The organism is Bacillus sp. EU52, assembly GCF_037964975.1.
GTDB lineage: Bacteria > Bacillota > Bacilli > Bacillales > Bacillaceae > Bacillus > Bacillus subtilis.
Genome location: NZ_CP150177.1, coordinates 2,398,456 through 2,415,518, shown reverse-complemented (window position 1 = coordinate 2,415,518; position 17,063 = coordinate 2,398,456). Strand labels below are relative to the sequence as shown.

Annotated in this window: 24 protein-coding genes; 21 read left to right on the top strand and 3 right to left on the bottom strand. The window is 44.0% G+C overall.

The features are described 5' to 3' along the window. Window positions 1-3: 3 nt before the first annotated feature. Window positions 4-384, bottom strand: a complete 381-nt coding sequence (locus tag NSU05_RS12290; protein ID WP_004398485.1) for a rhodanese-like domain-containing protein — start codon at window positions 382-384, stop codon at window positions 4-6. Window positions 385-574: 190 nt separating this feature from the next. Between NSU05_RS12290 and lipM the strand changes: the two genes are divergently transcribed. The 3 genes from lipM (at window position 575) to NSU05_RS12275 (ending at window position 2,940) form a co-directional block, all read left to right on the top strand. Continuing rightward, complete coding sequence (gene lipM / locus NSU05_RS12285) at window positions 575-1,411, top strand: octanoyltransferase LipM (protein WP_014664579.1); 837 nt, start codon at window positions 575-577, stop codon at window positions 1,409-1,411. A 99-nt stretch (window positions 1,412-1,510) separates the two neighbouring features. Next, on the top strand, window positions 1,511-1,939 hold the full coding sequence (gene mntR / locus NSU05_RS12280; RefSeq protein ID WP_003236923.1) for a transcriptional regulator MntR: 429 nt from the start codon (window positions 1,511-1,513) through the stop codon (window positions 1,937-1,939). A gap of 125 nt (window positions 1,940-2,064) precedes the next feature. After that, complete coding sequence (locus NSU05_RS12275) at window positions 2,065-2,940, top strand: patatin-like phospholipase family protein (RefSeq protein WP_015251724.1); 876 nt, start codon at window positions 2,065-2,067, stop codon at window positions 2,938-2,940. Here NSU05_RS12275 and NSU05_RS12270 read toward each other — a convergent pair. Together NSU05_RS12270 and NSU05_RS12265 are read right to left on the bottom strand one after the other, a co-directional pair. After that, window positions 2,937-3,332 carry an SA1362 family protein gene (locus NSU05_RS12270; RefSeq protein ID WP_003226367.1) on the bottom strand — a complete coding sequence of 132 codons (396 nt, stop codon included), beginning with the start codon at window positions 3,330-3,332 and terminating at the stop codon, window positions 2,937-2,939. The genes NSU05_RS12275 and NSU05_RS12270 overlap by 4 nt on opposite strands. A gap of 39 nt (window positions 3,333-3,371) precedes the next feature. After that, window positions 3,372-4,328 carry a DUF1385 domain-containing protein gene (locus NSU05_RS12265; protein ID WP_017696209.1) on the bottom strand — a complete coding sequence of 319 codons (957 nt, stop codon included), beginning with the start codon at window positions 4,326-4,328 and terminating at the stop codon, window positions 3,372-3,374. Between the two features lie 226 nt (window positions 4,329-4,554). On the opposite strand from NSU05_RS12265, the gene NSU05_RS12260 reads away from it, so the two are divergent. The 18 genes from NSU05_RS12260 (at window position 4,555) to folD (ending at window position 16,976) form a co-directional block, all read left to right on the top strand. Then, the gene (locus NSU05_RS12260; protein ID WP_003230222.1) at window positions 4,555-5,091 is read left to right on the top strand and encodes a YqhR family membrane protein; all 537 of its coding nucleotides are present in this window, start codon (window positions 4,555-4,557) and stop codon (window positions 5,089-5,091) included. 86 nt (window positions 5,092-5,177) lie between these two features. Further along, the gene (gene aroQ, locus NSU05_RS12255; protein ID WP_003230223.1) at window positions 5,178-5,624 is read left to right on the top strand and encodes a type II 3-dehydroquinate dehydratase; all 447 of its coding nucleotides are present in this window, start codon (window positions 5,178-5,180) and stop codon (window positions 5,622-5,624) included. After that, complete coding sequence (gene papA, locus NSU05_RS12250) at window positions 5,621-6,682, top strand: aminopeptidase PapA (RefSeq protein WP_015251726.1); 1,062 nt, start codon at window positions 5,621-5,623, stop codon at window positions 6,680-6,682. Before aroQ ends, papA begins: the two co-directional genes overlap by 4 nt. A 24-nt stretch (window positions 6,683-6,706) precedes the next feature. Further along, window positions 6,707-7,264, top strand: coding sequence for an elongation factor P (gene efp / locus NSU05_RS12245; protein WP_003226377.1), 558 nt, complete (start codon window positions 6,707-6,709; stop codon window positions 7,262-7,264). 145 nt (window positions 7,265-7,409) lie between these two features. Beyond that, on the top strand, window positions 7,410-7,691 hold the full coding sequence (locus tag NSU05_RS12240; protein ID WP_004398639.1) for a YqhV family protein: 282 nt from the start codon (window positions 7,410-7,412) through the stop codon (window positions 7,689-7,691). 75 nt (window positions 7,692-7,766) lie between these two features. Further along, window positions 7,767-8,690, top strand: a complete 924-nt coding sequence (gene spoIIIAA, locus NSU05_RS12235; protein ID WP_038429291.1) for a stage III sporulation protein AA — start codon at window positions 7,767-7,769, stop codon at window positions 8,688-8,690. Beyond that, window positions 8,684-9,199: a stage III sporulation protein SpoIIIAB gene (gene spoIIIAB / locus NSU05_RS12230; RefSeq protein WP_014477309.1), complete on the top strand. Its 516-nt coding sequence runs from the start codon at window positions 8,684-8,686 to the stop codon at window positions 9,197-9,199. The genes spoIIIAA and spoIIIAB overlap by 7 nt, the downstream gene beginning before the upstream one ends. 22 nt (window positions 9,200-9,221) lie before the next feature. Further along, entirely contained in the window at window positions 9,222-9,428 is a 207-nt protein-coding gene (gene spoIIIAC, locus NSU05_RS12225) for a stage III sporulation protein AC (protein ID WP_003153142.1), read from the top strand. 6 nt (window positions 9,429-9,434) lie between these two features. Then, window positions 9,435-9,836, top strand: coding sequence for a stage III sporulation protein AD (gene spoIIIAD / locus NSU05_RS12220; RefSeq protein WP_082200960.1), 402 nt, complete (start codon window positions 9,435-9,437; stop codon window positions 9,834-9,836). A gap of 18 nt (window positions 9,837-9,854) precedes the next feature. Next, a complete protein-coding gene (gene spoIIIAE, locus NSU05_RS12215; RefSeq protein ID WP_339203998.1) occupies window positions 9,855-11,054 on the top strand; it encodes a stage III sporulation protein AE in 1,200 nt (399 codons plus the stop codon). Between the two features lie 13 nt (window positions 11,055-11,067). Further along, window positions 11,068-11,688, top strand: coding sequence for a stage III sporulation protein AF (spoIIIAF, locus tag NSU05_RS12210; protein WP_015251730.1), 621 nt, complete (start codon window positions 11,068-11,070; stop codon window positions 11,686-11,688). Beyond that, on the top strand, window positions 11,681-12,370 hold the full coding sequence (spoIIIAG, locus tag NSU05_RS12205; RefSeq protein WP_014477307.1) for a stage III sporulation protein AG: 690 nt from the start codon (window positions 11,681-11,683) through the stop codon (window positions 12,368-12,370). Before spoIIIAF ends, spoIIIAG begins: the two co-directional genes overlap by 8 nt. Further along, on the top strand, window positions 12,371-13,027 hold the full coding sequence (gene spoIIIAH / locus NSU05_RS12200; protein WP_003230250.1) for a stage III sporulation ratchet engulfment protein SpoIIIAH: 657 nt from the start codon (window positions 12,371-12,373) through the stop codon (window positions 13,025-13,027). 155 nt (window positions 13,028-13,182) lie between these two features. Beyond that, window positions 13,183-13,662, top strand: a complete 480-nt coding sequence (gene accB, locus NSU05_RS12195) for an acetyl-CoA carboxylase biotin carboxyl carrier protein (RefSeq protein ID WP_003230252.1) — start codon at window positions 13,183-13,185, stop codon at window positions 13,660-13,662. Window positions 13,663-13,673: 11 nt separating this feature from the next. Beyond that, window positions 13,674-15,026 carry an acetyl-CoA carboxylase biotin carboxylase subunit gene (accC, locus tag NSU05_RS12190; RefSeq protein ID WP_003230253.1) on the top strand — a complete coding sequence of 451 codons (1,353 nt, stop codon included), beginning with the start codon at window positions 13,674-13,676 and terminating at the stop codon, window positions 15,024-15,026. Window positions 15,027-15,046: 20 nt separating this feature from the next. Continuing rightward, window positions 15,047-15,454: a fatty acid biosynthesis protein YqhY gene (gene yqhY / locus NSU05_RS12185; RefSeq protein ID WP_003230254.1), complete on the top strand. Its 408-nt coding sequence runs from the start codon at window positions 15,047-15,049 to the stop codon at window positions 15,452-15,454. A gap of 263 nt (window positions 15,455-15,717) precedes the next feature. After that, window positions 15,718-16,113, top strand: a complete 396-nt coding sequence (gene nusB / locus NSU05_RS12180; protein WP_003230256.1) for a transcription antitermination factor NusB — start codon at window positions 15,718-15,720, stop codon at window positions 16,111-16,113. 11 nt (window positions 16,114-16,124) lie between these two features. Beyond that, window positions 16,125-16,976 carry a bifunctional methylenetetrahydrofolate dehydrogenase/methenyltetrahydrofolate cyclohydrolase FolD gene (gene folD / locus NSU05_RS12175; protein ID WP_003230259.1) on the top strand — a complete coding sequence of 284 codons (852 nt, stop codon included), beginning with the start codon at window positions 16,125-16,127 and terminating at the stop codon, window positions 16,974-16,976. The last annotated feature ends 87 nt before the right edge of the window (window positions 16,977-17,063 follow it).

Below are 17,063 nucleotides of genomic sequence, written 5' to 3'. Positions count from 1 at the left end.
GCTTTATTTCTTCGCTTTAATCTTTCCGCCCCATTTTTTAAAGCCGCCTTTTAGGTTGTAAATCTCAGTGCAGCCGTTTTTGCGCAGGGTTTGTGCCGCGCGTCCGCTGCGGACACTGTTTTGGCAGTACAGGTAAACAGGCTTGTCCGTACGGATCTCATTTTTTCTCTGTTTCAGCTGGGAAAGCGGGATGTTGCGGGCGCCTAAAATATGTCCGCCCTCAAACTCATTTGGCTCACGAACGTCAATAAGCTGCGCTTTGCGGTAACCCGCGCGGAATTCTTCTTCGGTAAGTGTTTTCATAATTCGCTGCTGATAGACATATGAAGCAATCATATAGATGATAAACGCAGCAAAAATAATCAAAACGATCATATTAGACAATGTGATTCTACTCCTTTAGCATATAAAATCAAAACCCTGCTTCATAAAACAAGGTCATAGAGCCGTTTTCGACAAATACTATTATAGTAAAGCACAGCGTGATTGTCATCTATAATGGAACTAAAATATTTTTCATTTTCCCGACAGTTTGATAAACTGATTCTATTAAAACGGTAAGGAAGGTCTTAAAATGCAAAAAGAAACTTGGCGGTTTATAGACTCAGGCAATGCAAGTCCTGCATTCAATATGGCGCTTGATGAAGCGCTTTTATATTGGCACAGCGAAAAGAAAATCCCCCCGGTTATCCGTTTTTACGGCTGGAATCCGGCGACACTTTCTGTAGGGTATTTTCAAAATATTAAAAAGGAAATCAATTTTGAAGCAGTACATAAATATAATCTCGGATTCGTCAGACGCCCGACCGGCGGGAGAGGTGTGCTGCACGATCAGGAACTGACATACAGCGTAATTGTTTCGGAAGAGCACCCCGAGATGCCGGCGACTGTTACTGAGGCTTACCGGGTTATTTCAGAAGGCATACTTCAAGGCTTTAGAAATCTCGGTCTGGACGCTTACTTTGCCATCCCGAGAACTGAAAAAGAAAAAGAAAGCTTAAAAAATCCGCGGTCATCTGTTTGTTTTGACGCGCCTTCATGGTATGAGCTAGTGGTTGAGGGGCGCAAGGTGGCGGGAAGCGCGCAAACGAGACAAAAAGGCGTGATTCTTCAGCATGGCTCCATTCTTCTTGATTTAGATGAGGACAAGCTGTTCGATCTGTTCTTATATCCAAGTGAAAGAGTAAGAGAGCGGATGCAGCGCAATTTCAAAAATAAAGCGGTTGCCATTAATGAACTCACCGAAAAGCGGGTGACGATGGATGAGGCTCGCAAAGCCTTTAAAGAAGGATTTGAAACAGGTCTTAACATTCATTTGGAGCCATATGAACTTTCTCAGGAAGAGCTTGATTTTGTTCATCACTTGGCTGAAACAAAGTATGCTTCAGATGAATGGAATTATAAGCGGTAAACAGGGCTTTTGACCCGCGGAGCATCCTTGTTTTTTCAAGTTCATTAGTGTAAACTTGTAATGGTTTATAAAGTTAAGGTGCTTTTTGGGAGGGTTTCGATGACAACACCAAGTATGGAAGATTATATTGAACAGATTTATATGCTGATTGAAGAAAAAGGATATGCACGAGTTTCCGATATCGCGGAAGCATTGGCAGTCCATCCCTCCTCTGTAACAAAAATGGTTCAAAAACTAGATAAAGACGAATATTTAATTTATGAAAAATATCGCGGTCTCGTGTTAACGTCTAAAGGGAAAAAAATAGGCAAACGGCTGGTATACAGACATGAATTGCTTGAGCAGTTTTTAAGAATCATTGGTGTTGATGAAGAGAAAATATATAACGATGTCGAAGGAATCGAACATCATTTAAGCTGGAACAGTATTGATCGCATCGGGGATCTTGTTCAATATTTTGAAGAAGATGATGCCCGTAAAAAAGATCTGAAATCAATCCAAAAGAAAACAGAACATCATAATCAGTAAAAAGGCGGTCTCGAAGGAGGCCGTCTTTTTTGATACGCTGACGCCGCCCGTCATTCATTGGTCTATTTCTTCGCGTGTTTTCTTAAAATGGTAATAAACGATCGGATGGAGGGGGAGGGAATGAGATGTATATTGACGGTGTGTTTTCCGGCGGAGGAGTAAAAGGCATTGCGCTTGCAGGCGCTTATGAAGCGCTTGAGGAAAAAGGCTTCCGCTTTAAAAGGGTTGCGGGTACAAGCGCGGGCGCCATTATTGCCGCTTTCATTGCGTCAGGTTACACCAGTAAGGAAATCCACGCTTTAATTGAAGAAGTGGACGGAGAGAAATTGCTGGATCAGAGGTACTCATTTCTCCCCTTAAAGATGCTCCAGTGGGTGTCCATCTACTGGCGTCTTGGCTTATACAAAGGCGATACGATAGAAAAATGGATTGCTGATCTGTTAAGAGCGAAAGGCATAAGGGTTTTCGGCGATTTGCAGAAAGGGTCTCTGCGCCTTATTGCTTCTGATCTGACAAACGGCACCATGATTGTTTTGCCGGACGATTTGGCCCGTTACGGGTTAAATCCAGATATGTTCCCGGTTGCCAGAGCGGTCAGAATGAGCTGCAGCATCCCGTATTTCTTTGAACCGATAAAATTAAAAACGGACACAGGCACCGCCACGGTTGTCGACGGAGGCGTGTTAAGCAATTTTCCAATCTGGCTGTTCTCAAAGGAAAGAAAGCGCCCTGTGATCGGTGTCACGCTTGCGCCACGTGAAAGAGAGCGTCCGAAAAAAAATATCCGCAACGCTTTTGAACTGTTCGGCGCCCTGTTTGAAACGATGAAGGATGCCCATGACGCAAGGCACATTGCGTCACGCTATGAACAAAATATCATTTTTCTCCCGGTTGATGGCGTAATGGCAACTGATTTTCATTTAACACAACAAAAAAAACTAGCCCTGATTGAGCTAGGTAAAAGACGGACAGAGCTGTTTTTAAAGCAGTGGACCTATTAAAAAAGCGCCCTGTTTTTCTTTTTATTTTTTTTCCCTTCTATAACAGTCAGCTGAGTCTGGCTTTTTTTCTTGAGAATCATCGGCTTAGGCTTGCTGGCGCTCGGAACGCTTCGCAGGTGGCTGACACGTCCCTTATGTCCGGCGCGGTGTTTTGCTTTTTGTTCTTTCATCCGGCGCCGCGATTGTTTCGCCGCTTTTTTGAAGGCTGCTCCTTCGCTGCCCGCATTTCGATTCATTACATATTTCACAATAAAATAAATAATGATACCTGCCACGATGACGGTTACCGCCATTTTTGCCATTTCTCCGGGATTGGTTACCAGCACATAGAGGAAACCGAACGCTCCCAGCGCAATTAATACAGCAATAATAGGTTGTACACGATGATTCATAACTGTCCACCTCCGAAAGTAATAGCAGGGCAACGGATTTTAGATGACGTTGTGAGAAGGCTTCTGATTTTGCTCAGACAATGCTTCGAGTCTGAGAAGTTCGTTAAAGCTTTCGATGGCAACTTCAACCTGGTCATCCTTAGGTTCCTTTGTGGTTAACAGCTGAAGCCAAAGACCCGGGTACCCAAGTAATTTCAGACCGGGAATGTCACGCACTTTGTTTGTCAGCTGCAGAACTTCAAAGGATATACCAAGCACGACCGGTATCAGTGCGACACGATCTATAACACGCAGCCAAAGCGGATCTGTCGGAACGAGTAAATAAACAAACATGCCGACAATAATCGTAAATAAAATAAAGCTTGATCCGCAGCGGTAATGAAGCCGAGATTGGTTTTGGACGTTCTCCACAGTAATTGGCAAATTCTGTTCATAACAGTTTATGACTTTATGTTCGGCTCCATGATATTGAAACACTCTTTTAATAAGCGGTGTCATGGACAAAAAATAGATGTAACCGAGCAGCAAAATCAACTTAAACAGGCTTTCAACCGCGATTTGCGCCGTGTCCGAGGAAAAAATCGGCCTTGTCAGTTCCGCTAAGAAAACTGGAACCAATGTAAATACGAATTTACTGAACAAAAATGATAGAACGCCTATAACTGCGAGGCTGAGATACATAGACAGCCCGGAGGATTTTTTTTCTTCCTGCTCAAGTGTCTCGTCTTCAGATGGATCGAGCCCGTAACGTTCGCTTGAAAAATTCAAATGCTTTGTGCCGTTTGCACTCGCTTCGATAATGGCCGCGATCCCCCGTAAAAACGGGATCTTTTTCACGATGTTCAGTTTCGGGTTGTGTTTGCGTGGAAGCTTAAAAAAGTCAATGCTTCCATCCGTTCTTCTGATGGCTGTAACGTAATGATGCTTTCCGCCAAACATAACGCCTTCCACAACAGCCTGCCCGCCGTAAGCGGGCGGAACTTTATGTTTTGACATATTATCAACCTGCCTATTTCTTTAGGATTGCTAACCATTTCCTTTCACTCTATTGTACAGGAAACAACGCTAAACCTCTAGATTGACAGGCTGAAAAAATTGCCATAGCCTTGCTTTTTCTACATGCATTATACCCGTTATTTTCAAATTTTACTCGCAGCTGTCAAAAAGTGTGAGCTTTTTTATTGACATTTCATTTTTTGGGCACACTTTAACTGGAGGTGCCATGATGACAAGCGAAAAAGATACAGAACAAAATGAAGAATTGAATGAGAAGCAAAAGCCGCCTGTTTCAATGGCCGGCAGGGTGGCGGCAACAGGTTTTTGCGGAGGCGTACTTTGGAGTTTCGTTGCTTATATCGCATATTTGTTTCATTTTTCCGAAATCAGCCCGAATATGATATTGCAGCCATTTGTGCTCGGAGAGTGGAAAAAACATGGGCTGGGAACGGTAATCAGCATCATTTTGATTGGAGTAATTTCAATTGGCGCAGCATTTCTTTATTTTCTTCTATTGAAACGTTTAAAAACAATGTGGCCGGGTATTTTATACGGCTTGGTGCTTTGGCTGCTCGTGTTTTTTGTTTTTAATCCGATTTTTCCAGATGTGCGCACGGTGACCGAACTGACATCAGATACAATTATTACGACCATTTGCATTTATTTGCTTTACGGGCTGTTTGTCGGGTATTCTATTTCATTTGAATACAATGAGCTGAATTCGGAAAAGCTTGCACGTGCGCTGGGAATGCATAGAGAATAGTGTATAATCCTTTTCCAGTATGATAAAATGTTCACGAGAAGTGAACATTTTTTACATGAGAAACCCTCGCAAAAAGGAGAGATTATGTGCCTCATTTTTTGATTTTGAACGGACCGAATGTTAACCGGCTTGGGAGTCGTGAGCCTGAAGTATTCGGCCGCCAGACACTGACCGATATTGAAACAGATCTTTTTCAGTTTGCTGAAGCCTTACATATCCAGCTCACTTTCTTCCAGTCTAATCACGAAGGTGATTTGATAGATGCGATACATGAGGCTGAGGAGCAATACAGCGGGATTGTTCTGAACCCCGGCGCCCTGAGTCATTACAGCTATGCGATCAGGGATGCTGTTTCAAGCATCAGTCTTCCTGTGGTAGAGGTGCATTTATCAAACTTATACGCCAGGGAAGAATTTAGGCATCAGTCGGTTATCGCTCCTGTTGCGAAAGGGCAGATTGTCGGTCTTGGAGCTGAAGGCTACAAGCTTGCTGTTCGCTACTTATTAAGCCAGCAAGGGGGAGAATCAAGATGAAGCTAGAGAAATTAAGAAACCTGTTTGGACAGCTGGGAATTGACGGCATGCTGATTACAAGCAGCACGAATGTACGCTATATGACAGGGTTTACAGGTTCGGCGGGTTTGGCTGTTATATCGGGTGACAAAGCAGCGTTTATTACGGATTTTCGTTATACTGAGCAGGCGAAGGTTCAGGTAAAGGGTTTTGAGATCATTGAACATGGCGGCAGCTTGATTCAGACCACTGCCGACACTGTTGAATCGTTTGGCATCAAGCGTCTCGGTTTTGAACAGAACAGCATGACATATGGCACTTACGCTTCATACAGCGCCGTTATCAGTGATGCCGAATTAGTGCCTGTGGCTGAATCCGTGGAAAAGTTGCGCTTGATTAAGTCTAGTGAAGAGATTAAGATATTAGAGGAAGCTGCGAAGATTGCAGATGATGCCTTCAGACATATCTTGACGTTTATGAAACCCGGCATTTCTGAAATCGCTGTTGCCAATGAGCTGGAGTTTTATATGAGAAGCCAGGGAGCAGACAGCTCTTCTTTTGATATGATTGTCGCCTCAGGCCTTCGTTCAAGCCTTCCGCACGGTGTGGCCAGTGACAAACTGATTGAAAGCGGAGACCTTGTTACGCTTGATTTTGGCGCTTATTATAAAGGATATTGTTCTGATATTACCCGGACGGTCGCTGTAGGTCAGCCCAGTGATCAATTGAAGGAGATCTATCAGGTTGTATTTGATGCTCAGGCGCTTGGCGTCGCACATATTAAGCCGGGAATGACAGGAAAAGAGGCTGACGCCCTCACAAGGGATCATATTGCTGCAAAAGGCTACGGTGACTATTTCGGCCATTCAACCGGGCACGGGCTCGGCATGGAAGTTCATGAATCGCCGGGATTATCCGTCAGATCTTCAGCTATCCTTGAACCGGGTATGGTGGTCACAGTGGAGCCGGGCATTTACATACCAGAAACAGGCGGTGTCCGCATTGAAGATGACATCGTGATTACAGAAAACGGCAACCGGACAATCACCCATTCCCCAAAAGAACTTATTATTTTGTGATTGGAATATAGGAGGACATTAAACATGATTTCAGTTAACGATTTCCGTACAGGATTAACAATTGAAGTAGATGGCGGCATTTGGCGCGTCGTTGACTTCCAGCACGTAAAACCTGGAAAAGGTGCGGCATTTGTCCGCTCTAAACTCCGCAACCTTCGCACTGGCGCCATTCAGGAAAAAACATTCCGCGCTGGTGAAAAAGTAGCGAAAGCGCAAATCGAAACCAAAACAATGCAATATCTATATGCAAACGGAGATCAGCACGTATTTATGGATACTTCTTCTTATGAGCAGCTTGAACTGAGCGCAACTCAAATCGAAGAAGAATTAAAATACCTGCTAGAAAACATGTCTGTGCATATCATGATGTACCAGGATGAAACACTTGGTATCGAACTTCCAAACACAGTTGAGCTGAAAGTTGTTGAAACTGAACCTGGTATTAAAGGTGATACAGCGTCAGGCGGTACAAAACCTGCGAAAACTGAAACCGGGCTTGTTGTAAACGTGCCGTTCTTTGTGAATGAAGGCGACACACTTGTTGTCAATACATCAGACGGTTCTTACGTTTCAAGAGCATAGAAAGAAAAAAAGAAGTCTGTTCCCAAATGGGAGCAGGCTTTTTTTTGTGCCCAAAAACAGAATCTTTCTTTTATACGAAAATGACAAGACTACTTCAGCAAGCTAGAGCATATCATATAAAAAAATGGGAGGTTGGGAGAGTGCTATGAAATTTTTACTTGGAAATATCAATTCTACTGTTTTAACAATGGCGGGATTACGAGTTTTATCCTCTATGATTGAGCTGACGGCAGCAATTGTCATGCTTGTGACCAACGATGTCCGGAAGGCGGTTGTGGTTAACAGCATTCTCGCTATTGTCGGTCCGTTGATTTTTATCATTACGATGACTGTCGGAATCTACCAAATTGCCGGGCAGCTTTCGTATGCAAAGCTGATTCTGATTTTTACGGGTGTTGTTTTGATTTTGGCGGGTGTTCATAAATAAAGAGAGGCTTGTCATAAAGTCTGCCTCACATCATACATTTTAAAGAAGCCAATCGGTAGAAAGGAGGAGGCTCTGTTGAATGAAATCGCTGAGGTTCTCCCCGAATCCATGAAAAACGCCCTTTCTGAAATACCGGAACAACAATGGCTGGAAATCGAAGAAGTCAGAATTCGGATCAACCGCCCTGTTGAATTGATTCGAAGAGGACAACCTGTTTATTTGTCCTATGCGGGCACGGCCGAGGATGCCCATCTGATCCTGGGCCGGCTTAGCAACTATAGTATGTATACTCTTGAAGAAGAGCTGAAGAAAGGGTATGTCACGATCAGAGGCGGCCACAGAGTCGGACTGGCGGGCAGAGTCATTACGGAAAACGGAGGTGTGAAAGGCCTCCGTGACATCGCATCTTTTAATATACGAATTGCCCGGCAAAAGCTGGGGATTGCGGAGCCGCTGCTTCCATATTTATATCAAGACAGCTGGCTGAATACGCTGATTATCGGACCGCCCCAAACAGGCAAAACAACACTTCTCCGGGACCTTGCGAGGCTCTCAAGCACCGGCAAAAAACCCATGCTGCCCGTTAAGACAGGAATCGTCGATGAACGGTCAGAAATTGCCGGATGTCTTCGCGGCATTCCGCAGCATCAATTTGGTCAGAGAATTGACGTGTTAGACGCCTGTCCAAAAGCTGAAGGGCTGATGATGATGATTCGATCCATGAGCCCTGAGGTGATGATTGTCGATGAAATCGGGCGTATGGAAGATACAGATGCACTTCTGGAGGCACTGCATGCCGGTGTTTCAGTAATCGTATCGGCGCATGGCTGGAGCATATCCGACCTGATGAAGCGGCCTTCATTGAAGCGTTTGTGGGAAGAAAGAGCCTTTGACCGCTATTTGGAATTATCAAGAGCAAAAGGGCCGGGCACAGTGAGCCAAATTTATGACAAAGACGGAAATGTGCTGTCTAGGACGACGGGCGTGAAAACATGCTGAAGCTGCTGGGCGCTGTATTCATTGTGGTAGCGACAACATGGACAGGTTTTGAGATGGCGAAGATTTATACAGAACGGCCGCGGCAAATCCGCCAGCTGCGTGCGGCGCTTCAATCCCTCGAGGCTGAAATCATGTACGGCCATACACCGCTTCATACTGCTTCACAGCAGATTGCCAAACAGCTCGCACAGCCTGTTTCAGCTCTTTTTTCCGCATTCAGTGATCAGCTGGACAAGGGAAGTGATTCCGCGAAAACGGCGTGGGAGCAAAGCTTAAAGAAGGTATGGGATACCCTGTCTTTGAAAAAAAGCGAATACGAAGTGCTGAAGCAGTTTGGCGAGACGCTCGGGATTCATGATCGAATCTCTCAGCAAAAGCACATCAAGCTGGCGCTGACACATTTGGAAGCCTCTGAAGCGGATGCTGAGCAGGCGCAAGCGAAAAATGAAAAGATGATAAAAAGTTTGGGCTTTTTAGCGGGCTTGTTACTCATTCTTCTATTGATGTAAACGTGAGGGGAGCAAAAATAAAATGGGAGTAGACGTGAATGTCATATTTCAAATTGCCGGAGTGGGAATCGTGGTCGCTTTTTTACACACGATATTGGATCAGATGGGCAAGAAAGAATACGCTCAGTGGGTGACGCTGTTAGGTTTTATCTATATTTTATTTATGGTCGCCACGATTGTAGATGACCTATTTAAAAAGATAAAAGCTGTGTTTTTATTCCAAGGATAGGGGGGCTTGCAGATTGACATTGTTCAAATTGTAGGTTTAGGGCTGATCGCCACCTTCCTTTCTTTAATTGTAAAAGAACAAAAGCCGACTTTTGCGTTTTTAATCGTCGTTTTTGCCGGATGTACCATTTTTCTTTATTTGGTAGACCAAATCTACGACATTATTCGAATGATAGAAAAAATTGCGATTAATGCAAATGTCAACATGGTCTATGTTGAAACCATTTTAAAGATTATCGGAATCGCCTATATTGCTGAATTCGGGGCACAGCTCACAAAAGATGCCGGTCAAGGAGCCATCGCCTCGAAAATAGAATTGGCGGGGAAAATTTTAATACTCGTAATGGCTGTGCCTATTTTAACCGTCATTATCGAAACGATTCTCGGACTTATACCTTCTATGTCATAACCGAAAGGAGGCGGTAGATTGAAGCGCTTTCAATGGGTTTTGCTTTTGGCCGTGCTGATTATAGCAGGCCATGCAGAAATTGTACAAGCAGCTGGTAATGCAGAACAAACGGAAGACCATGCTGAAACAGCCGAGCAATTAGCGGAAAGGACAGCAGCCTCGCTTGAAACAGATAAGATCGGGAAATTTTGGAATGACATTATGACAGAATACGGCGGACTGCTGCCGGAAAGCCAAAAAGGCAGCTTAATGGAGTTTATCAATGGCGATAAATCATTCTCACCGCAAGAATGGCTGAAAGCTCTCTTTTCTTATTTGTTTCATGAAGTGCTTGCCAACGGAAAGCTGCTGGGCACATTGATTTTGCTCACGATTTTTTGCGTCATTCTGCAGCTTTTGCAAAATGCTTTTCAGCAAAGCACCGTCAGTAAGGTCGCTTACTCAATTGTGTACATGGTGCTGATTATCCTTGCGCTTAATAGCTTTCATGTGGCGATTAACTATGCAACTGAGGCGATTCAGACGATGACCAGCTTTATCCTGGCGCTCATTCCGCTCCTCTTGGCGCTTTTGGCTTCCTCAGGCGGAGCTGTATCTGCTGCCTTCTTTCATCCTGTTATCCTCTTCCTGATGAACACGAGCGGTCTCTTGATTCAGAATATCGTCATGCCGCTGATTTTTTTATCAGCGATTCTGAGCATTGTCAGCACGATGACTGAACAATACAAAGTAACACAGCTGGCCAACCTGCTCAGAAATATCGCCATCGGAGCACTGGCTGTTTTTCTTACCATCTTTCTCGGCGTCATCTCTGTTCAGGGAGCCTCAGCTGCAGTGACAGACGGCATTACGCTCAGGACGGCTAAATTTATAACCGGAAATTTTATTCCTGTGCTTGGCCGAATGTTTACAGACGCAACAGATACAGTAATCAGCGCCTCTTTACTGCTGAAAAATACGGTAGGGATTCTCGGTGTCGCTATTTTGATCTGTATCGCGGCATTTCCGGCAATCAAAGTGCTTTCCCTCGCTTTTATTTATAAGCTGGCAGCCGCGATTCTTCAGCCGCTTGGAGGCGGGCCCGTCATCACCTGCCTCGACGTCATCAGCAAAAGCGTCATTTATATTTTTGCAGCTCTCGCTATTGTGTCTCTCATGTTTTTTTTAAGCCTTACTGTCATAATCACAGCCGGAAACCTCACGATGATGATGAAATGAAGGAGGCAGGCGAATGAGTTTTTTAACGGAATGGCTTACCACCATCGTGTTGTTTATCCTATTTGCAATTGTGATTGATATGCTGCTGCCGAGCTCCAGCATGCAAAAGTACGCAAAAATGGTAGTCAGCCTGCTCTTGATTGTCGTCATGCTTACGCCGATTTTTAAACTTTTCAAGACAGACCCCGAAATCATCTTTGAATATCTCACAAAAAACGGGCAGTCAGAGTCTGCCGACATAAAAAATCAAATCAATTCAAAAAAAATAGAAATACAAGCTTCCCAGCGCGCATATATTCTAGAAGAAATGGCTGTCCAACTAAAAAAGAAAGCGGAGGAGAGATTCAGTCATGATGAATATAAAGTAGGCCGCATCAAACTCACGGCAGGAGAAAAGGTAGATTCAGAAGAGGATATTAAAACAATCAGCGTGTATATGGCCCCGTCTTCTGAAAAAACGGTCCAAACGGTCGCGCCGGTCCACATTGATACAGATCATGCATACGTAACGAAAGAAGCAGCCGAACAAAAAGAAGCCAAACAGATAAAAACGCAGCTCGCGGACATTTGGGAAATCGGAAGTGAGAAAATTACGGTTCATATGGAAGGCGGGGAGAGTGTCGGCAATGAATAAAAACGGATTATGGAATGTATTGAAAAAGCAGTTTCTTCCGGGACAAACGAAGGACGGCGAAAAGCCGAAGCTGACCAAATATCATTACTTTCTATTCGTTTTTGTTCTCGGAGTTTCCTTTATGCTTGTCAGCCAGCTGTTTTCTTCACCTGAGAAAACAGAAAACGCCAAAACGATAACGGCCGTATCATCACAACATTCCGCAGACAGCAAAGAGAAAACAGCCGAAGTGTTTAAAGCCTCAAAATCTGATAAACCTAAAGACTCGATCGATGACTATGAAAAAGAATACGAAAATCAGCTGAAAGAAATTCTTGAAACAATCATTGGTGTGGACGATGTCTCGGTTGTCGTGAATGTAGATGCAACGTCGCTGAAAGTATACGAAAAAAACAAATCAAACAAAAATACAACCACTGAAGAAACTGATAAAGAAGGCGGAACAAGAAGCGTTACAGACCAAACATCGGAGGAAGAAATCGTCATGATCAAAAACGGCGATAAAGAAACACCTGTCGTCGTCCAAACGAAAAAACCTGATATACGCGGTGTACTCGTTGTTGCTCAAGGAGTGGACAACGTTCAAATAAAACAAACCATTATCGAAGCGGTGACACGGGTCCTGGATGTTCCAAGCCACCGGGTTGCGGTTGCCCCTAAAAAAATAAAGGAGGATTCATAAATGCTTAAAAAACAAACCGTTTGGCTATTAACAATGCTCAGTCTTGTCGTGGTGTTAAGCGTCTACTATATCATGTCGCCGGAAAGCAAAAACGCCGTGCAGATGCAAAGTGAAAAAAGCGCGTCTGACAGCGGAGAGGTCGCAACTGAAAAAGCGCCTGCCAAGCAAGACACGAAGGAAAAAAGCGGTACAGAAACTGAAAAAGGAAAAGAAGATGGAACAAAGGGAACGAAAGATTCATCAGCAGACAAGGAAACATCCGCTGAAGCCAGTGAAAAAGGAACTGTTGTTACGGAAACAGCCGATGATGATTTGTTTACAACGTACCGTCTTGATTTAGAAGATGCCAGAAGCAAAGAAAGAGAAGAGCTGAATGCCATTGTGTCAAGCGATGATGCAACAGCCAAGGAGAAAAGCGAAGCATACGATAAAATGACGGCTCTCAGTGAAGTGGAAGGAACAGAAAAACAGCTGGAAACGCTGATTAAAACACAAGGTTACGAGGATGCGCTTGTTAATGCTGAAGGAGATAAAATCAATATTACAGTCAAATCAGACAAACACTCTAAATCGAAGGCGACAGCCATTATAGACCTTGTGGCAAAAGAAATCAAAACAATGAAAGATGTCGCTGTCACATTTGAACCATCCAAGTAAGAAAGAGGAAAAAGAAGTCCGCTAAACAAGCGGGCTTTTTGCGTTGCTGTCATATTAGAGTTGAATTCAAAAGTCCGCTCCTGTAAGATGAACATAGTATGTACTTTTAGTAGTAACCTATAAAAAAGAAATTTCATACATAGGAGTGCGATTGAATGTTAAATATCAAAGAAATCCACGAGCTGATTAAAGCAATTGACGAGTCTACAATTGACGAATTCGTATATGAAAATGAAGGTGTATCCTTAAAACTGAAAAAACACGAAGCAGGCACGGTTCAAGTCATGCAGCAGGCACCGGCAGCACCTGTACAAGCACAGGCTCCGCAGGCAGTCCAGCCGCAAGCGCAGCAAGCAGCGGCACCTGCCCAAGAAGCACCAAAGCAAGATGAGAATCTGCATAAAATCACTTCACCAATGGTAGGAACATTTTATGCTTCTTCATCACCGGAAGCTGGCCCGTATGTAACAGCCGGTTCAAAAGTAAATGAAAACACAGTTGTCTGCATTGTAGAAGCGATGAAGCTTTTCAACGAAATCGAAGCAGAAGTGAAAGGCGAAATCGTTGAAGTATTAGTAGAAAACGGCCAGCTGGTCGAATACGGACAACCTCTATTTCTTGTAAAAGCGGAGTAAGGAGACTGAACATGATTAAAAAGCTATTGATCGCCAACAGAGGAGAAATTGCTGTCAGAATCATCAGAGCCTGCAGAGAGCTCGGAATTGAGACTGTCGCTGTTTATTCAGAAGCTGATAAAGATGCCCTTCATGTTCAAATGGCCGATGAAGCTTTTTGTATCGGACCGAAAGCATCAAAAGACAGCTATTTAAACGTTACAAATATTGTGAGTGTTGCAAAGCTGACTGGTACCGACGCCATTCATCCGGGATACGGATTTTTAGCTGAAAATGCTGATTTCGCTGAATTATGTGAAGAAGTGAATGTCACGTTTGTCGGCCCTAGCGCTGACGCCATTTCAAAAATGGGAACAAAAGACGTTGCGCGGGAAACGATGAAACAGGCCGGCGTGCCAATCGTACCGGGTTCACAGGGAATTATAGAAAATGTGGAAGAAGCGGTTTCGCTTGCTAATGAAATTGGGTATCCTGTAATTATAAAAGCCACCGCAGGCGGAGGCGGAAAAGGAATTAGGGTTGCCCGCACTGAAGAGGAATTGATTAATGGCATTAAGATTACACAGCAGGAAGCGGCAACTGCATTCGGAAATCCAGGTGTATACATCGAAAAATACATAGAAGATTTTCGCCACGTTGAGATCCAAGTGCTTGCTGATAACTATGGAAATACGATCCATTTGGGCGAACGCGACTGCTCGATCCAAAGACGCCTGCAAAAGCTTTTGGAAGAATCACCATCTCCTGCCCTTGATTCAGAAATCAGGGAGCAAATGGGAGATGCAGCGGTAAAGGCTGCAAAAGCGGTTGGCTATACAGGTGCTGGAACAGTTGAATTTATCTATGACTACAATGAACAGCGCTATTACTTCATGGAAATGAACACCAGAATTCAGGTGGAGCACCCAGTCACAGAAATGGTGACGGGAACTGACCTGATCAAGGAACAAATCAAAGTGGCATCAGGAATGGAACTGAGCCTCAAGCAAGAAGATGTTGAATTTGAAGGCTGGGCCATCGAATGCCGAATCAACGCAGAAAACCCAAGTAAAAATTTCATGCCGTCACCTGGTGAAATTAAAATGTACCTGCCTCCTGGCGGTCTTGGTGTCCGTGTCGATTCAGCTGCGTACCCTGGCTATTCCATCCCACCGTACTATGACAGCATGATTGCAAAGGTAATCACATACGGAAAAACGAGGGATGAAGCGATTGCCCGCATGAAGCGCGCATTGAGCGAATTCGTCATCGAAGGCATTGAGACAACAATCCCTTTCCATTTAAAACTGCTTGAACACGAAACATTTGTGAGCGGAGAGTTTAATACGAAATTTTTAGAAACATATGATGTAATGGGCTCATAATTTTTACGGAGGTGAATTGAATGAAAGACAACAGCTTGCTTAAAATGGATCACGAAGATACGCATTTGGGTAAGGTTGAGATTGCACCGGAGGTCATTGAGGTCATTGCCGGCATTGCAGCATCAGAAGTTGATGGGGTTGCCGAAATGCGCGGAAACTTTGCGACAGGCGTCGTTGAGCGTTTTGGCAAAGTGAATCATGGCAAAGGTGTCAAAGTCGACCTGGCGGATGACGGAATTACGATCGATGTATACTGTGTCGTTACATTTGGCGTTTCGATTCCGAAAGTTGCAGCATCCGTTCAGGAAAACATTCGTCAAACCTTATTAAATATGACGTCTCTTTCGATTAACGAGATCAATATTCACATCGTCGGCATTCAATTTGACACAAAAGCCCAAGAAGTCCAAATCGACGAAGAAATGTAAATGGCTTAACACGAAACCAAGGGGAGGGCGGCCCTTTGGTTTTTTTACACGTTACCCTTTATTTCAAAGCATGAAGAAAGCCGGCTTACATAGCCGAGTTTCTTCATGAACGTGAAATCCGAATAATCATATTAAGGTGTGTGAAAATATTCGGTAATAGGGTAAAAAAACCTTGATTTCAATATGCGGATACGAAAAAAATATGTTATGATCTCTTTGTGGCTTAACGACAAGCGGATAAAGAGGATCAAAGGAGAAAGAAAATGAAAAGAAGAACAGCAAGAGAAAAAGCTTTGCAGGCACTATTTCAAATTGATGTCAGCGATATTGCAGTGAATGAAGCCATAGAACACGCACTGGATGAAGAAAAAACAGATCCTTTCTTTGAACAGCTTGTACACGGGGTATTGGAACACCAAGACCAGCTGGATGAAATGATCTCCAAGCATCTGGTGAATTGGAAGCTCGATCGGATTGCCAATGTTGACCGTGCGATTTTGCGCCTGGCAGCATATGAAATGGCATATGCCGAAGACATTCCGGTGAATGTCTCCATGAACGAAGCGATTGAGCTGGCAAAACGGTTTGGTGATGACAAAGCGACAAAGTTTGTAAACGGGGTTCTTTCTAACATTAAATCTGATATTGAACAATCATAGGAGGAAAGAAAATGACTGCAACAATCATCGACGGAAAAGAAACGGCTAGAGAAAAACGCGAACAATTGGCAAAAGAGGTAGAAGAGCTTAAAAAGCAAGGCGTCACTCCCGGACTGGCGGTTATTTTGATTGGAGATGATCCTGCTTCTCACTCTTACGTGCGAGGAAAGAAAAAAGCGGCAGAAACAATGGGAATGAATTTCAAGCTCGATCAATTTGACAGCAGCCTCACAGAAGCTGAACTGCTTTCCATTATTGATCAATATAACCAAGACCCTGAGTTTCATGGCATTCTCGTTCAGCTTCCGCTCCCAGACCATATTTCTGAAAAAGCGGTGATCGAACGTATCTCCCCTGATAAAGATGTAGACGGTTTTCATCCGTTAAACGTAGGGAAAATGCTGCTTGGCGAAGATACGTTTCTTCCTTGCACGCCTCATGGAATTGTTGAGCTTTTGAAGAAAACCAATATTGACCTTTCCGGTAAAGAGGTTGTTGTAGTCGGCCGAAGCAACATTGTCGGCAAACCTGTCGGCCAGCTTTTATTAAATGAAAACGCGACGGTTACTTACTGTCATTCAAGAACAGAAAATATTACTGAACATACGAAAAAAGCGGACATCCTGGTGGTGGCAGTCGGCAGAGCCAACTTCATCAGTGCAGACCAGATCAAAGAGGGCGCTGTTGTCATTGACGTCGGCGTTAACCGTCTGGAAAACGGAAAGCTTTGCGGAGACGTTGAATTTGAAGGGGCAAAGGAAAAAGCGTCCTTCATCACGCCGGTTCCGGGCGGAGTAGGTCCGATGACCATCACGATGCTTGCGCATAATACTGTTAAATCTGCGAAACGTACGTTATCATAGATAATTGGAGATATTCACAGGCGAAATGTTTGCCCGCCTTGAATATGAGCACGATACCCGCTTCTTCAGGCTCCTAAAGCCAGGGCG

What these genes read in the sequence shown, in the direction of transcription:
- NSU05_RS12265 (WP_017696209.1), bottom strand. Translation starts at nt 4,328, where the DNA reads ATGTCAAAACATAAAGTTCCGCCCGCTTACGGCGGGCAGGCTGTTGTG.
- folD (WP_003230259.1), top strand. Translation starts at nt 16,125, where the DNA reads ATGACTGCAACAATCATCGACGGAAAAGAAACGGCTAGAGAAAAACGC.
- mntR (WP_003236923.1), top strand. Translation starts at nt 1,511, where the DNA reads ATGACAACACCAAGTATGGAAGATTATATTGAACAGATTTATATGCTG.
- papA (WP_015251726.1), top strand. Translation starts at nt 5,621, where the DNA reads ATGAAGCTAGAGAAATTAAGAAACCTGTTTGGACAGCTGGGAATTGAC.
- accC (WP_003230253.1), top strand. Translation starts at nt 13,674, where the DNA reads ATGATTAAAAAGCTATTGATCGCCAACAGAGGAGAAATTGCTGTCAGA.
- spoIIIAF (WP_015251730.1), top strand. Translation starts at nt 11,068, where the DNA reads ATGAGTTTTTTAACGGAATGGCTTACCACCATCGTGTTGTTTATCCTA.
- NSU05_RS12240 (WP_004398639.1), top strand. Translation starts at nt 7,410, where the DNA reads ATGAAATTTTTACTTGGAAATATCAATTCTACTGTTTTAACAATGGCG.
- spoIIIAG (WP_014477307.1), top strand. Translation starts at nt 11,681, where the DNA reads ATGAATAAAAACGGATTATGGAATGTATTGAAAAAGCAGTTTCTTCCG.
- spoIIIAC (WP_003153142.1), top strand. Translation starts at nt 9,222, where the DNA reads ATGGGAGTAGACGTGAATGTCATATTTCAAATTGCCGGAGTGGGAATC.
- NSU05_RS12275 (WP_015251724.1), top strand. Translation starts at nt 2,065, where the DNA reads ATGTATATTGACGGTGTGTTTTCCGGCGGAGGAGTAAAAGGCATTGCG.
- spoIIIAH (WP_003230250.1), top strand. Translation starts at nt 12,371, where the DNA reads ATGCTTAAAAAACAAACCGTTTGGCTATTAACAATGCTCAGTCTTGTC.
- accB (WP_003230252.1), top strand. Translation starts at nt 13,183, where the DNA reads ATGTTAAATATCAAAGAAATCCACGAGCTGATTAAAGCAATTGACGAG.
- yqhY (WP_003230254.1), top strand. Translation starts at nt 15,047, where the DNA reads ATGAAAGACAACAGCTTGCTTAAAATGGATCACGAAGATACGCATTTG.
- NSU05_RS12260 (WP_003230222.1), top strand. Translation starts at nt 4,555, where the DNA reads ATGATGACAAGCGAAAAAGATACAGAACAAAATGAAGAATTGAATGAG.
- lipM (WP_014664579.1), top strand. Translation starts at nt 575, where the DNA reads ATGCAAAAAGAAACTTGGCGGTTTATAGACTCAGGCAATGCAAGTCCT.
- NSU05_RS12270 (WP_003226367.1), bottom strand. Translation starts at nt 3,332, where the DNA reads ATGAATCATCGTGTACAACCTATTATTGCTGTATTAATTGCGCTGGGA.
- efp (WP_003226377.1), top strand. Translation starts at nt 6,707, where the DNA reads ATGATTTCAGTTAACGATTTCCGTACAGGATTAACAATTGAAGTAGAT.
- nusB (WP_003230256.1), top strand. Translation starts at nt 15,718, where the DNA reads ATGAAAAGAAGAACAGCAAGAGAAAAAGCTTTGCAGGCACTATTTCAA.
- spoIIIAB (WP_014477309.1), top strand. Translation starts at nt 8,684, where the DNA reads ATGCTGAAGCTGCTGGGCGCTGTATTCATTGTGGTAGCGACAACATGG.